Genomic DNA, 15,189 nt, shown 5'->3' on the forward strand with positions numbered 1-15,189 from the left:
CATGAAAAACACCCCAGAGGTTGGACGGGTGTCCAACTTTTGGGGCGCACTTCATTCGTTGATTCCTGTGGGAGCAAGCTTGCTTGCGAAGGCAATTGTGAAGACTCCAAATATGTTTCGGTTGTACTGCCCTCTTCGCGAGCAAGCTCGCTCCCACGGATGATCAGCGAACCTGCCTGCGGTGCTCGGCCGCGAAGAACGATGACGCGGTATTACCGACAAACCGAGGCGCCTGTTTCGCGGGCAAGCCCGGCTCCAACAACGAACGGGCTCTCCTGTGGGAGCGGTGCTTGCCCGCGATGAACGATAACGCGGTTTAGCTAAGCCAGCTCGATTCGCCCTCCCGACCGTCCATGCAAAAGCCGGATCCCCTCTGTTTTTCCTACGAAAAAAACGCCCACCAGTCTAACGGTGGCAGTTTGCTTTCCCATAATTTGATACTGTGTCACCGGATTTTTCGAGGCGAACGCCACTCCAAGAGTGTGAACTCACTACCTGAGCGCGCATTAACCCGTCTCAGAAGCCTCACAAGGGGGAAGTTTTGACCGCTACCGACACTCACGCATCGCTGCAAGCGGCCATCGATAACTGCGCGCGCGAACCTATCCGGATTCCCGGCAGCATTCAGCCTCAAGGTTTTCTGATCGTTATCGACGAACCATCGATGACCATTGTTCAGATCAGCGAAAACATTGCTCAGTGGCTGAATGTCGAGTCCAGCGCCTTGCTGGGGTGTGAGCTGGACGCACTGGTCAACAATGGATCGGCATTCATCGCTCAGCTAGGTGAACTGGAGGAGGAACAAACCCAGCCTTTCCATGTTGGCGACGTGACCTTTATCAAGGGCGAACGCGGCGCTCAGCCTGTGGCAATGATGCTGCATCGTCATGCCGGCCTACTGATCGCCGAGTTCGAACCAGCAAGCGACACGGTCACTGCCCACGGTCAGCTGTACCCACTGGTCCGCTCGTTCATCAGCCAGATGCGTGAAGACGAAAGCGTTGACGAACTGTGTGATCGCTCCGTGCGTTTCATCAAGCGCATTACCGGCTTCGGCCGGGTGAATTCCTATCGGTTCGATAAAGACGGCAACGGTATCGTCAACGCAGAGGCCGCCGACGCAGGCTACCCGAGTTATCTGGGTTTATGTTTTCCGGCCTCGGACATCCCCGCCCAGGCCCGTGAGCTGTACTGCGCCAATCGGATCCGGATCATTGCCGACGCCGACTACACCCCCTCGCTGATCATCCCCGCAAACAATCCCGTCACTCAGCGCCCACTGGACCTCAGTTACGCCACCTTGCGCAGCGTGTCGCCCGTGCATTTGCAGTACATGCGCAACATGGGCACCGGTGCCTCGATGTCGATTTCGATCGTGGTGGATGGCCATTTGTGGGGACTGGTTTCCTGTCACAACACAGCACCTCACGCGGTCAGTTTCCAGACCCGCTCAGCATGCGAGCTGCTTGGCCGGGTGCTGTCGCTTCAGGTGGAAACCAAAGAAGCGCATCTGCGCAATCAGCGGATGCTGAGCCTGAGAAGGGACATCGTACACATGCTGGCCGCCATGGCCGATCATGACAGCGTATTCAAGGGCCTCAAGGCGCTACCGGATACCTTCATAAGCTTTGTCGGGGCCAGTGGTGCCGCGGTGGTGTCTGACGAGGAATGCCTGCTGTTCGGCCAGACGCCGCCTGAGAAGCAAGTTCGGGCCCTGGCTGCCTGGCTGTCCAGACGCAGCGGCGGCGAGTTGTTCCAGACCGACAATGTCGGGCAAGACATCCCACATTTGCCTGCCTTGGCAAAATCAGTCAGTGGCGCACTGGCGGTGTCCATTTCCGAGCTGCATTCCAACTACCTGATCTGGTTCAAACCGGAACAGACCCAGGTCGTCAATTGGGCAGGCCGCCCCGAAAAAGCCGTCGATGAAAGCGGCTCCCTGTCGCCTCGACGCAGCTTCGATCTGTGGAAGCAGACGGTTCAGGGTTTTTCCACGCCCTGGCAGGACACCGAGCTGGAAGGTGTCGCTGAATTGCGTCTCGCGGTGCTGGGCATCGTACTGCGCAAGGCTGAAGAAATGGCCCAACTGGCGACGGAACTCAAACGCAGCAATAAAGAGCTGGAAGCGTTTTCCTACAGCGTCTCCCACGATTTACGCGCCCCGCTACGGCATATTGCCGGTTATGCCGAGCTGCTGGGGGATATGGAACAGGGCAACCTTTCTGAACGCGGGCAGCGTTTTCTCGACACCATTGGTGAATCGGCCAAGTTCGCTGGGACTCTGGTGGACAACCTGCTGAGCTTCTCGCAGATGGGACGCTCGGCGATGCGCCAGTCCGACGTCAACCTGACTGCCATGGTTGATCAGATCCAGCGCGAAATGAAACCTGACTATGAAGGCCGGAACATCGAGTGGATAGTTCGCGATCTGCCCATCATCAGCGCTGACCCGGCGTTCCTGCATCTGGCCATGCGCAACCTGCTGGCCAACGCGATCAAATACACCCGCAACGAGGCCGTCGCGGTCATCGAAATCGATGCGCAAATCAATGCTGACACTGTGGTAGTGAGCGTGCGCGACAATGGCGTGGGCTTTGACATGCAGTATGCCGGCAAGCTGTTCGGGGTATTTCAGCGTCTGCACCGGATGGAAGAATTTGAAGGCACCGGCATCGGCCTGGCTAACGTGCGACGCATCATCGAGCGTCATGGTGGCACGGTCCAGGCCCACGGTGTGCTGAACCAGGGCGCGACGTTTTCATTCACGCTGCCCACCAAACTTTTGAACAAAGTCAACTGAGCCCGAAAAAAGGCGCTCGGGATTAAAGCGTGCGGAGATAAATACATGCTTAAGCCAATTTTGCTGGTTGAAGACAACCCCAATGATCTGGAGCTGACCCTCGTCGCACTGGAGCGCAGTCAGCTTGCCAATGAAGTCATCGTCCTGCGCGATGGCGCCGAAGCGCTGGATTACCTGTTCCGCCGAGGCGCTTATGCGGACCGTGTCGACGGCAATCCGGCAGTGCTGCTACTGGACCTGAAGCTGCCCAAAGTCGACGGCTTGCAGGTGCTGGATGCAATTAGACAATCCGACGACCTGCGCAGTATCCCGGTGGTCATGCTGACGTCTTCCCGTGAAGAGCTGGACTTGTCCCGGGCCTATCAGCTTGGCGTCAACGCTTACGTGGTCAAGCCGGTGGAGTTCAAGGAGTTTGTCAGCGCAATTTCCGACCTGGGGATTTTCTGGGCCGTGCTGAACGAACCGCCGCCTGGCTCGGTCAGAGCTCAGCGTCGTCCTAGTTCCTGACCTGTAAAGATAGAGCGCAGTCGTCTTAATGCCATTCAAAGAACTCAAGATCCTGCTGATTGAAGACAGCCCGCACGATGCGGAGCTGACGCTTTTGTCCCTGGAGGCCAGCGGTATAGAAGTGGATTCAACCCTGGTTCACAACCACCGGGGTGCCGCTCAGGCATTGAGCGAGCAGGCATTTGACGCCGTGCTCTGTGACTTCCTGCTGCCAGGTTCCTCCGGCGCCGATGTGCTGAAGATTTCCCGGGAACTGGCGCCGGAAACCCCGTTCATTTTCCTTTCCGGCATCTTCGGCGAGCAGCAGGCCGTGGAAATGATGCGTCTGGGGGCGGTGGATTACGTCCTCAAGCAAAACCTCAAGATGCTGCCCAAGGCGGTCAAGCGCGCGGTCTCAGAAGTCCGCGAGCGGGCCAAGCGTCGGGCGGCCGAAACAGCATTGCAAGAGGTCGAAGTCCGTGCGCGGCTGGCCATCGAAGCGGCCATGATGGGCGTCTGGGAGTTTCAACCGGCGCTGGGCAGGATGCTCTGGGATGAACGCTGCAATGCGTTGTACGAAATCCTTCCTAACAGCCATGTGGACTTGCCTTTTCTGCTGGCCCGCTGCCATCCGAATGATCGAGCGCTGCTGGAGTCGAGAATCAACGAAGCGCTGAGCCGCGAAGGTGACTACCAGATCGAGTATCGGGCCTTGATGCCCAACGGTCGGTCGCGCTGGCTGTTCTCCAACGGCCGCTCGGTCTTCGAAAAGGGCAAATGTGTACGTTTTACCGGCGTGATGCAGGACATCACCGAGCGCAAGCAGGCCACCCGCGAATTGGTGGAACTGAACGAGGCACTGGGCGCGCGCATCGAGCTGCGTACCCGGGAGCGGGACCGTACCTGGGAGTTGTCCAGAGAGTTGCTGGCTGTTTTGCGCCTGGACATGACGCCGATCTCTTTCAACCCGGCCTGGGAAGCGACACTGGGCTGGTCTAACGAACAGATCAGCCAGATGCGCCTGTGGGAACTGATCCACCCGGCAGACGTTGGCATGACCGTCCATGAAATGGAGAGCATCGCCCGGGGCAATATTTCGACTCGATTCGTCAATCGCATGAAGCACCGCTCCGGGGATTATCGCTGGCTGTCCTGGACCATCGTCCCCGAGGGCGAGCTGATGTATGCCGCCGTGCGCGACATCACGGAAGAGCGCGCCGTCATTGACGAACTCGCCGCAGCGAACCAGCGTCTGCGGGCGCAGATCAGCGAACGCGAGCGAATCGAAGCCGACCTGCAGCAAATGCAACGCCTGGAAGTGGTCGGGCAATTGACTGCCGGCGTGGCCCATGACTTCAACAACCTGCTGACGGTGATCCTGACCAGCACCACGTTCGCTATTCGTGATATCGAGCGCGGCACGCTGGAGAAGACCGTCAACCGCCTGCAAAACGTCAAGGACGCCGGCGAGCGCGGGGCGAAGCTCACCGCCCAGTTATTGTCGTTCTCGCGCCGTCAGCGTCTGCAACCGACCGCCATCAGCCTGAACGATACCGTCAGAAACATGGGCACCCTGCTCGCTCGGGCGCTGGGCGGCAGTATCTGGATCAAGACCGATCTGGCCGCCGACCTGTGGTACGCGATGGGCGATCCGACTCAGACTGAAATGATCATCCTCAACCTTGCCATCAACGCCAGGGATGCAATGGAGATGGGTGGCTCGTTGTGTTTTTCCACATTCAATGCCGAGATCGCTCAACCCGCGATTCGCCCGGAAGACCCGGAGCCCGGCAAATACGCCGTGCTCGCCATCAGTGACTCGGGCAGCGGGATGAGCCCGGAAACATTGGCGCGCGCCTTCGAACCGTTCTATACCACCAAGGAAGTCGGCAAAGGTTCGGGGCTGGGGTTGGCCCAGGTGTTCGGCTTCGCAAAACAATCCGGCGGTGGCGTGATGATTGAAAGCGAATTGGGGGTCGGCACCAAGGTGATGGTTTACCTGCCCAGCGTCGGCAAACCCCAGACCGTGGACGATCAAGAATTGCCCGTAGCGCATGTGGCACACCCGGTGGGCTCGCGAACCATTCTGCTGGTTGATGATGACCCTGCCGTCCGCTCAGTCACCCTGCAAATGCTGCAGTCGCTGGGCTACACCGTCAAACAGGCGGGCAGCGGGCTGCAAGCCCTGGAAATGCTCGGCCCCGATGTTGATCTGGTGCTCACCGACTTCGCCATGCCCGGAATGACCGGCAGCGAACTGGCGACCTTGGTGCATCACAAATATCCGAACATGCCGATCCTGTTCCTCACCGGCTACGCGGATATCGACGTGCTGGGCCTGGAAGGCTCGTCAGTGGTCCAGAAGCCATTCAGTGAAAGCGATTTGATGAGCAAGTTGCATCAGGCGCTGAGCCATACCTGAGCCGACGCTCACTTTGCTGTTAGATGATGCGCTCGCCCGGCAAAAGCCGATGCTACGGGCTTGATCGATGTGTAGGAGCGCGCTTGCCCGCGATGCGTTGTCTCAGCGAAAAATCTTTTGCCTGATTTGACGCCATCGCGGGCAAGCGCGCTCCTACAGGGTCCACCGTAGAACCGCAAAAACCTACCCCACCAACCTCTTCTCCTTGGAAGGCCGATAGCCGAAAAACGAGCTGTAGCATTTGCTGAAGTGACTGGGAGACACAAAACCACAGGCCACCAGGACCTCGACCTGAGACATCTCGGTATGCTGCAGCAGTCGCCGCGCTTCGGTAATGCGCAGCTCCAGGTAATAGCGCTGCGGCGTGGTGCCCAGCTGCTCACGAAACAGACGCTCCACCTGACGACGAGAGCGCCCGGCATAGGCCGCAAGCTGTTCCATCTCAAGGGGCTCTTCAAGATTGGCATCCATCAGCTTGACCACCTCGCGCAACGGCGCACTCACGGATAGGTGTCGGGACGGTTTGACGCGTCGATAACGGGATTCCTCGAACGAAAGAATATCCTCGATGCCTTCCACTAACGCTTTGTCATGCAGCGCCTTGATCCATTCCAGCGCCATATGAAAGGCGCCCGAGGGGCTCGCAGCGCTCAGTCGATCCCGATCCACCACATACGGCTCGCTGGTGACATGTGTCGCCTTGCAGATCTCCGCCAGTGCGGGTCGATGCTCTGGATGAATCGCGCAGCGGTAGCCTTCCAGCAGGCCCGCCACCCCGAGAAACCAGGCACCGTTCCACAATCCGGCCAAGGTGATTCCGGCATCAGCGGCCGCCCTGAGCAGACTGATAAATTCATCGCTGGCGTGAAGCTCGGTCCGATAACCCCCACAAATAATCAGCAGGTCCAGTTGCTGAAGGGCTCGCAGGTCGATCTGCGCATCAGGACGAATCACCAGCCCCAGATCGCTCACCACCTCGGTATCTTGCAGGCCAAAAATCCGCGTGCTGAATAATTCAGGGCGCAGCAAGTTTGCAGTGACGATAGTGTCCAGGGCCTGGGTGAAGGCCGGCAGCGAGAAATGCTCAAGCAGCACGAACCCTGCATGGGTTTGCCGCACCCGCTCTTGTGGACTGTCACCCACATACCGAAGGTTTTTGCCCTTCATGCAGCCACTGAATTGACGGCGTTCGATCAATCGTTGTCTCTCATGTTTGTTTAGCGGGCGCTGCTGACAAGCAGAGTGCTGAAAACGCCACTATAGGCGCTACACAACACGTTGGCTCGCGTAAACAATGCATAAATGTCTGGAGGAGAAGCGAACCCGTGGGACCGGATTCATCCGGGAAGAGGCCAGTACATCCCCCACATTATTATTGTCAGGAATACAGCCTTCCCGGATGAATCCGGTCCCACAGGTCGTGGTTTGCCGCGAGACATCGCGCTGCCATCACCGCTGCACTGCAGATGCTCGTCCCGTGCTCAAACGACTGGATAAATGAAGTGCACCAGGACGGCAAATACCCCCAGGCACAGCCAGAATACGAAAAACATCCAGGGTGTGCGCTTGGAAAACAGCAGCGCAGTTTTGTGGCCTATGTCGGTGGACTCCCAACTGCTGAACAACGGCGAATCATCGTAGGCTTGCCCGATCACGGGATCACTTCTGAGCAGTCCACTCTGTTTGAGATACCAATGGTCGATGATGTCGCAGGCTGCCTTGATCCCAGGCCAGGCCATGAGTGAACTGACCACACCAAAAATCGCCAGCATTACTGGCACTACCAGTGTGAAGATGACACCCCATTGTGGATTGAGGTTGGCCATACTCGACGCATAGGCGATGACTAGAAAGGCTTGGGCGGACAGGTAGGCATTGGTTCGGCTGGACAAGTTAGTAGTTTCGAAATGAATTTCGTTGCGATAGAAGTCCAGTCGCTCTTTGGCAGAAGCAAATATCCTGATCTCCTGCTCGCTCTCCTCATGGAAAGCCTCAGGAGACGTGATTATCTTAGACACGGTGACCTCTCGGCATTCAGTTGAACCTTAGAAGCTCCCCGCCGCGCCAAGTTCACCGTCAATCCCGTCACGCGGACCACCGGCTTATACAAGCCGGATAAAAATGACGCGCAATAAAAAACCCGCCGAAGCGGGTTATTTTTCATCAAAACCATTCCAACATCCTGTCGGTGGCAATCCAAGCCATGGTGATCATCCTTGACCGCTGAAGCCCTTCCTGTGCTTCAGTTGATGGCTCTAGATTGAGCCTCGGCGCGGGGGATGTAAACGGCACATTCACTGATTCCCATGTAAGCCTTTCGCCATACCCTGAACTGAACGTGCCGCCTTCAAATTGACACAGCACGGCGATCAAGACCGGTTATCCCGGTGCCGGAACTCCCTTTGCCGGTCGCGTTCTGCTGCATATCACAGCACGGAGACCTGTCATGAGCGCGGCACTGGACGAATACAACCGCAAGCGGGACTTTGACGCTACCCCCGAGCCCTCCGGCGCAGCAAAAGCCAAACGCGCCACTGGCAGATCCAAAAAGGCCGTCGCGCCAGCGCAAGCCCTGCAGTTCTGCATTCAGAAGCATGACGCTTCCCGCCTGCATTACGACTTTCGCCTGGAGCTTGATGGCACTTTGAAAAGCTGGGCTGTACCAAAAGGCCCGTCTCTGGACCCCAAGGTCAAGCGTCTGGCAGTTCACGTCGAAGATCACCCCATCAGTTACGCCACGTTCGAAGGCAGCATCCCCGAAGGCCACTACGGTGCTGGTGATGTCATCGTCTGGGACCGAGGTGTATGGAACCCGCTGTCGGACCCCGCTGAAGCCTATGCCAAAGGTCGGCTCAAATTTGAACTGGTGGGTGAAAAACTCGGTGGGGTATGGAATCTGGTCAGGACCCATATGCCGGGAAAACAGGAACAGTGGTTCCTTATCAAACATCAGGACGAGTTTGCCCGCCCAGCGAGCGATTACGATGTAGTCGAAGCCGAGCCTCACAGCGTGCTGAGCGAGCGCACCCTGATTCCAAAACAGACGACAAAGAAGACCGCAAAGAAAAGAGCCGCCAAGGCCGTGGAGCCTAAGCCCGTCAAATCTGTCGCTGCGAAATCCGCGCCCAAAAAAACCTCTTCAAAAAGCACCTCCAAAGCCAAGAGCTCTGGCAATACACCGCTGAGCAATGCCGAGCCAGCGGATATCCCGGAGAGCATCAAACCGGAACTGGCCACCCTCGTGGATACTGCCCCTGAAGGCGACTGGCGCTACGAGATCAAATTCGACGGCTATCGGATCATGGCGAAGATCAACGACGGCAAGGTCCAGCTCTTCACTCGCAACGGTCACGACTGGACTCACAAGTTGCCCCGCCAAGCCGAAGCGCTGGCCAGTCTGGCTCTGGACTCTGCCTGGCTGGACGGTGAAATGGTGGTGGCCAATGCCCAAGGGGTACCGGACTTCCAGGCGTTGCAGAACGCCTTCGAGGCCGGTAGCAGTGACGCCATCACTTATTACCTGTTCGACATGCCCTACCTCAATGGCATGGATCTGCGTCAGGTACCGGTCGAGCAACGCCGCGCTGCGCTGGCAAAGGTGCTGGAGCGGAGCGAGGATGAGGTGCTGCGTTTCTCTGACGACTTTGCTGAAACCCCCGACGCCCTGCTCAATACGGCGTGCCAGATGCAGATGGAAGGGCTGATCGGTAAGCGGGTCGGTAGCAGTTACGTGTCCCGGCGTAGCGGTGACTGGATCAAACTCAAATGCAAACGCCGCCAGGAGTTCGTGGTTGTGGGCTACACCGAGCCCAAGGGCGCACGCAGCAAGTTTGGTGCGCTGCTGCTGGGACTGCACGACGCAGACAGTGGTGAGCTGCGTTACGCGGGCAAGGTCGGCACCGGTTTCAATGAGGCGACCTTGAGCAGCATCCACGACCAATTGACGCCCCTGGAGGTAAAAAAAGCTGCTGTGGTCAATCCACCCACCGGCTTTGAAGCCAAAGGTGTGCACTGGTTGAAACCCGAGCTGCTGGCGGAGGTCGCCTTTGCCGAGATCACCAAGGAAGGCTCGGTGCGGCATGCGGTGTTTCATGGGATGCGCACGGACAAGCCCGCTAAATCCATCACCGAGGAACGCCCTGCTCCGGCCGCTGAGAAGAAAACCCGCAAGACGGCGGCTCAATCAGCCACGACCAATACCAAAGAACCTAAAACCATTGAAACCCCGACATCCGGAAAAATCAGACTCACCCACCCGGAGCGGGTTATTGATCCGGTCAGCGGCGCCACCAAACGGGATCTGGCGGATTACTGCATCCGCATGTCGGATTGGCTGCTGCCACAGTTGAAAAACAGGCCCGTGGCCCTGGTTCGGGCGCCGGAAGGCATCACGGGCGAGTTGTTCTTTCAGAAAAACGCCGAGCGATTGGCCATTCCCGGCATCGAGACCATGGGCAAGGAATACACCGGCCACCCGATGATGCTGATCAATAACCTCGAGGCGCTGATCGGCGCGGTGCAGATGAGCACTATCGAACTGCACACCTGGAACGCGGTGTCCAAAGATCTGGAACATCCGGATCGCTTCATTCTTGATCTGGACCCTGACCCCGCCCTGCCCTGGAAAAGCATGGTGGAGGCCACTCAACTGACCCTGACCGTACTGGATGAGCTTGGCCTGAAATCCTTCCTCAAGACCAGCGGTGGCAAAGGCATTCACTTGGTCGTGCCGCTGACCCCGAAGGCCGACTGGGAGTCGGTCAAGGATTTCAGCCACGCCATCGTCAAACATATCGCCAAGCTCTTGCCTGACCGGTTTTCAGCGGTGTCGGGCCCGAAAAATCGGGTTGGCAAAATCTTCATCGATTACCTGCGCAACGGCCTCGGCGCCACCACGATTTGTGCCTACGCCCCCCGCACCCGGGAAGGTTTGCCGGTATCGGTGCCGATCTTTCGCGAGGAGATCAAGGAGATCAAAGGCGCCAACCTTTGGACCATCAACAACGTTCATGAGCGCTTGGCCGAACTGGACAGCGACCCTTGGGCCGACATGGCGAAAACCCGACAGACCATCACCGCGCAGATGCGCAAGCGGGTGGGGCTGTAACAACTACCTTGTCTGTAGGAGCCGCCGGAGGTCACGACGGCCGCGAAGGCGATCTATCTGATACACCGCCGTTCGAAGGCTTTGGCAGCTCGCACAGCTCAGGTTGCCGCAGGCAGATTTTGTTTGTGTTTAATCAAATCATGATGCTGGAAAGCCTGGGCCACGGTGCTGCGCAGCTCTTTGTCATCCCAGGGTTTGGTCAGAAACTTGAAGATCGCGCCCTGGTTGATCGCATCCGTCACTGACTTCAGATCGGTATAGCCTGAAAGCACGATGCGCACGGTGTTGGGGTGCAGGTCTTTGACCCGGCGCAGGAACTCGGTGCCGTTCATCTCCGGCATGCGCTGGTCAGAGAGGATCACGTGTACGTCATGTTTGGCCAGCAAGGCGAAGGCATCATGGGCGTTGCGAGCGACCAGGATCTGATACCCGTCTCGGCGCAGAACCCTGCTGAGCGCACGCAGGATGTTCACTTCATCGTCGAGCAACAGCAGCGTTCGCTCACCGGCATGGATGCTTCTCGAGGGTCGCAGCACCTGCAACCTCACCTGCTGTTCAAGCAGGAACACCTCCAGATCCTTGAACGGCATCGGCTTGGCAAAGTAGTAACCCTGGAAGGTGTCGCAGTGGTTTCTCTTCAGGAAATCGACCTGAGGCTCGTTCTCCACGCCCTCAGCGATCACTTGCAACCCCAGGTGGTGAGCCATGGAAATGATGCCTTGGGCAATGGCCGCATCGCTGCGGTCACTGATGATCTCGCCGACGAAGGACCGATCAATCTTGACCTTGTCGATGGGCAGGCGTTTCAGATAGTTGAGGCTCGAGAACCCGGTGCCAAAGTCATCGATGGCGATATGCACGCCGATGTCCTTGAGCTCATGCAGAGTCGCGATGGCCTTCTCTGCGTTGTCCATCAGCACCGACTCGGTGATTTCCAGCTCTAGCAGCTCCGCGGGCAACCGGGTCTGTTCGAGGGTGGCTTTTACAAAGTCGACGAAGTTGACCCGTTGAAACTGCATCGGCGAGATGTTCACGGCCATGACCTGATCTTTCCAGCCCTGGTCGAACAACAGTCGCGCCTGCTGACAGGCCGTGGTGATCGCCCACTCACTCATGGGTATGATCTGCCCGGTGTCTTCGGCCACTGGAATGAACTGCATCGGCGGAATGAAACCGCGCTCGGCGTGCTGCCAGCGCATCAAGGCTTCATACCCGGTGACTCGGCCGCTACGTGCGTCGACCTGCGGCTGGTAATACAGCTGCAGGCTCTGGGCTTCAATGGCTTTTTGCAATTCGTTGCGCAGATAGACCCGTTCGCTGACCTTCTGGTTGAGGTCCTCGGTGTACCACTGGAAATTGTTTTTGCCTTGCTGTTTGGCTTTGTACATCGCCAGATCGGCTTGCTGAATCAGGTGCATGGGTTGCTCGATCCGGCCGTCGCTCAGCGTGATGCCCATGCTCGCAGTCACCTGCAATTCGGTGCCGTCGATGGTGTAGACCCGGGCGATGTTTTCAATCAGACGGTTGGCCACCAACAGCACGTCCTCATCCTTGGCCAGGTCCGGCAGGATGATCACGAATTCATCGCCGCCCATGCGCGCCACCGTGTCACCCGGCCTGACCTGCAACTCCATACGCCGCGCCACTTCGATCAGGATCAGGTCGCCTACGCTGTGCCCCAGGCTGTCATTGATGGGTTTGAAGCCATCCAGGTCAATGAACATCACTGCCAGGGTGCGCTTGTAACGCACGCTGAACGCGCAGCCCTGGGCCAGACGGTCTTCCAGCAACGCGCGGTTTGGCAAACCGGTCAGTACATCGTGGCTGGCGCTGTACGCCAGCTCCGACTCGAAGCGCTTCTGCTCGGAGATATCCCGCAGTGCCACGACCCAGCCTTGGGGACCTTCGTCGTTTATGAGCGGTGCACTGTCGAAAGCCAGATAGCGCTCACCTGGCGGCAGCAGGCCATAACTGACCTCCCCGTGATAGCTACTGGTGCGCGCGCTGTGTTCACTGTCGCTTAACGCCAGCGGCAAGTATTGCGCCAAGGCCTGGCCCACCATCTGCTCCGCCGACTGATTGAGAAGCGACGCTGCTATCGGATTGATGAAAGTCAGCAGCCCTTGCCGATCCACCGCCAACAGGCCTTCGCTGACGCTGTTGGTGATGGCCGAGGTGAACTCAAGCTGAGTTTTCAAGCGGCGTTCGCCCGCCAGTACCACTTGCACCAGCTGGCTGTTTTTCATCACGGCAACGGCCATTTGCGCGAACTGCTGGGCGATGGCCAGATCATCCTGATCGAAGTCGCCCTCGTACTTGTCAGAGAGCTGTAACAGGCCCAGGTTGGTACCGTCATGATCTTTAAGGGGTACCGCCAGCCAACCACACTTGGCCGGGGCAGCACTGGCCATGGCACCTTTGTTGTACCAGCGGGAATGATTGTCCAATTCATCCCGGGTCAGCAGGATCGGCTGATTGGTGTCACGAATCTTGGCGCTGAACTCCGGTTCATGGCTGGCTAACTGGTCGTCAGGCCAGTCGGAATATTTGCTCGACAGCGAGGCCGAGTAGATCGCTGGCGCACCTTGTGCCGTGGGGCTCAAGTGGATGACGGACTGGTGAGCGCCAAGCAGCAGGCGCAAACGTTCGGCCATGTAGTCGAGCAAGGTGTCGTTTTTAGTGTGGCTATTGATGATGCTGTTGATGTTGACGGCCGTCTCACTCAGTCCGCCCAGCAGCTCAGCCTGATGCTCGGAATGCTGCAACGCTTCACGCAGCGCCCTCAGGGTACGATTGCGCTCACTGAAGTCCTTGGCAATGCCAAAACCGCCCACCACTTTCTCATCAATGATGATTGGTAAATGAGTCAGACCGACCTCGATCATTTGCCCGCTGCGGGTGCGCAGCACTCCATCAGCACGCAGCGAGCCACCGGTAATGGCCGTGCTGATGTAGTCCGCCAGTTTGGACGGATCTTCGTTGTGCACCAGCATCGACAAATGCTCACCCAACAACTCTTCTTCGTTGTAATCGGCCAGCGCGCAGCCCGCCCGATTCACGCTGGTGAAGCGCCCTGCCAGGTCAAACGAGAACACCGGATCAGGATTGAAGGTGAACAGCGAGCGGTAGAAACTTTCACTCCCCGCCAGGGGCGTCACGTCATGGGCCATGGCAAACAAGGTGCGCTCGCTGGCCGACCAGCGGCCGGTCCAGTGCAAGTGGACCACCAGGCCGTCTTCACGACGGAAACTGCAGCGGAAATGATGCCGCTCCCCACTCTCGATCATGGCCCGCAACGTGGAATGGGTGGGGCCACGATCCTCGGCCAGCAGATAGTCGAATATTGACTGACCGAGCATTTCCTCCGGTCGATAGCCCAACACGATGAGGGTCGAAGGGCTCAGTTGGGTGAAGCGCAGGTGTTCGTCCAGAGCACAAAGAATGTCTTCGGAAAACTCCACGATGCGCTGGTTGAGCGCCTGAAGGCTGGCTTGCTCGCGCAGGCTGGCTTGCAGCGCATGATTGGCCAGGACCAGGTGTTCAGCATGCTTGACTGCCAGGCGTGCCAGCCTCTGACTAGTCATGATCAGAAAACTGAAGATCAGACCCAGAATAAGAATCAGATTGGGCAGATAGGTCACGGCAAAACTGTCGGCTGGATCTTGATTGACCAGATGCTGCTGATTAAGCAAAAACCAGGTGATGACGGTAATGAACGTCCCGCACACACCGGCCGCGACGGTCAGGCGATCCATCAGCAGGCCGCGGTTATCAGGCAGCCGTGGCAACAGCATCAATGCCCCGCCAATGAATATCAGGGACAGATGGACGATGTAGTTGAGTTCGATGCGGAAGCCGATCTGCTGAATACTCAGCCCTGGCAACCACGAGCTGACATGGGCGATGACGATGGCAACCACCAGCCCGGCGCCGCAGCTCTGAGCAAGATATTTGCCCGGCAAGCCTCGATGCGCACAGGCCATGACCAGACCGGTCAGCGCCAGCAAGGCGGCCAGTGGACTGCGCATTCGAAGCAGCCCGGTGGCCCACGATGTGCCCCGCTCCAGGCTCGGCGCCGCCAGGTTGTGCACTAGGGTGTAGATACATAAACCCAGCAGCAGGCCAGCAAACAAGGTGCCAAGCCGATGTCGATTGTGTGCGGCGCTAAGCAGCCCCGCGGCAATCAGCAGGCCTGCCACGGCCACATCCGACAGGCTCTGCACCTTCAGGCGACTGGCTGAGTCGATGAACAGGTAGCCATACAACCCGACCACGCTGAACGCGACCAAGGCAAACGCCACCAGATGTATATAGATCTGGCTGACTACATGACCATTTTTCATTGCTTGCCTAGCCTCATGAACACTGAAACCC

General features: G+C 58.1%; 7 protein-coding genes. 4 read left to right on the forward strand and 3 right to left on the reverse strand.

What is annotated here, in order from left to right:
* Positions 1-541 precede the first annotated feature (541 nt).
* From IV01_RS11845 to IV01_RS11835, 3 genes are read left to right on the forward strand one after another with little or no spacing between them, the layout of a single operon-like run.
* A complete protein-coding gene (locus IV01_RS11845) occupies positions 542-2,800 on the forward strand; it encodes an ATP-binding protein (RefSeq protein ID WP_032628856.1) in 2,259 nt (752 codons plus the stop codon).
* 45 nt (positions 2,801-2,845) lie between these two features.
* Positions 2,846-3,307, forward strand: a complete 462-nt coding sequence (locus IV01_RS11840) for a response regulator (RefSeq protein WP_032628857.1) — start codon at positions 2,846-2,848, stop codon at positions 3,305-3,307.
* Between the two features lie 28 nt (positions 3,308-3,335).
* Entirely contained in the window at positions 3,336-5,708 is a 2,373-nt protein-coding gene (locus IV01_RS11835) for a hybrid sensor histidine kinase/response regulator (RefSeq protein WP_032628859.1), read from the forward strand.
* A gap of 183 nt (positions 5,709-5,891) precedes the next feature.
* Here IV01_RS11835 and IV01_RS11830 read toward each other — a convergent pair whose 3' ends face one another.
* The gene (locus IV01_RS11830) at positions 5,892-6,875 is read right to left on the reverse strand and encodes a GlxA family transcriptional regulator (RefSeq protein ID WP_050507628.1); all 984 of its coding nucleotides are present in this window, start codon (positions 6,873-6,875) and stop codon (positions 5,892-5,894) included.
* A gap of 314 nt (positions 6,876-7,189) precedes the next feature.
* Positions 7,190-7,726 (reverse strand): hypothetical protein, encoded by a 537-nt coding sequence (locus IV01_RS11825; protein ID WP_154232225.1) that lies wholly within the window; start codon positions 7,724-7,726, stop codon positions 7,190-7,192.
* Between the two features lie 428 nt (positions 7,727-8,154).
* On the opposite strand from IV01_RS11825, the gene ligD reads away from it, so the two are divergent.
* A complete protein-coding gene (gene ligD / locus IV01_RS11820) occupies positions 8,155-10,815 on the forward strand; it encodes a DNA ligase D (RefSeq protein ID WP_032628862.1) in 2,661 nt (886 codons plus the stop codon).
* Positions 10,816-10,913: 98 nt separating this feature from the next.
* On the opposite strand, the gene IV01_RS11815 is transcribed toward ligD, so the two are convergent.
* Entirely contained in the window at positions 10,914-15,158 is a 4,245-nt protein-coding gene (locus tag IV01_RS11815; RefSeq protein WP_032628863.1) for an EAL domain-containing protein, read from the reverse strand.
* Positions 15,159-15,189 lie beyond the last annotated feature (31 nt).

Origin of the sequence: Pseudomonas syringae, from assembly GCF_000737245.1 — a bacterium.
Lineage (GTDB): Bacteria > Pseudomonadota > Gammaproteobacteria > Pseudomonadales > Pseudomonadaceae > Aquipseudomonas > Aquipseudomonas syringae_J.

Bases quoted from the DNA above. Each gene is read 5' to 3' on its own strand.
- IV01_RS11840 (WP_032628857.1), top strand. From the start codon at position 2,846: ATGCTTAAGCCAATTTTGCTGGTTGAAGACAACCCCAATGATCTGGAG.
- IV01_RS11835 (WP_032628859.1), top strand. From the start codon at position 3,336: ATGCCATTCAAAGAACTCAAGATCCTGCTGATTGAAGACAGCCCGCAC.
- IV01_RS11830 (WP_050507628.1), bottom strand. From the start codon at position 6,875: ATGAAGGGCAAAAACCTTCGGTATGTGGGTGACAGTCCACAAGAGCGG.
- ligD (WP_032628862.1), top strand. From the start codon at position 8,155: ATGAGCGCGGCACTGGACGAATACAACCGCAAGCGGGACTTTGACGCT.
- IV01_RS11815 (WP_032628863.1), bottom strand. From the start codon at position 15,158: ATGAAAAATGGTCATGTAGTCAGCCAGATCTATATACATCTGGTGGCG.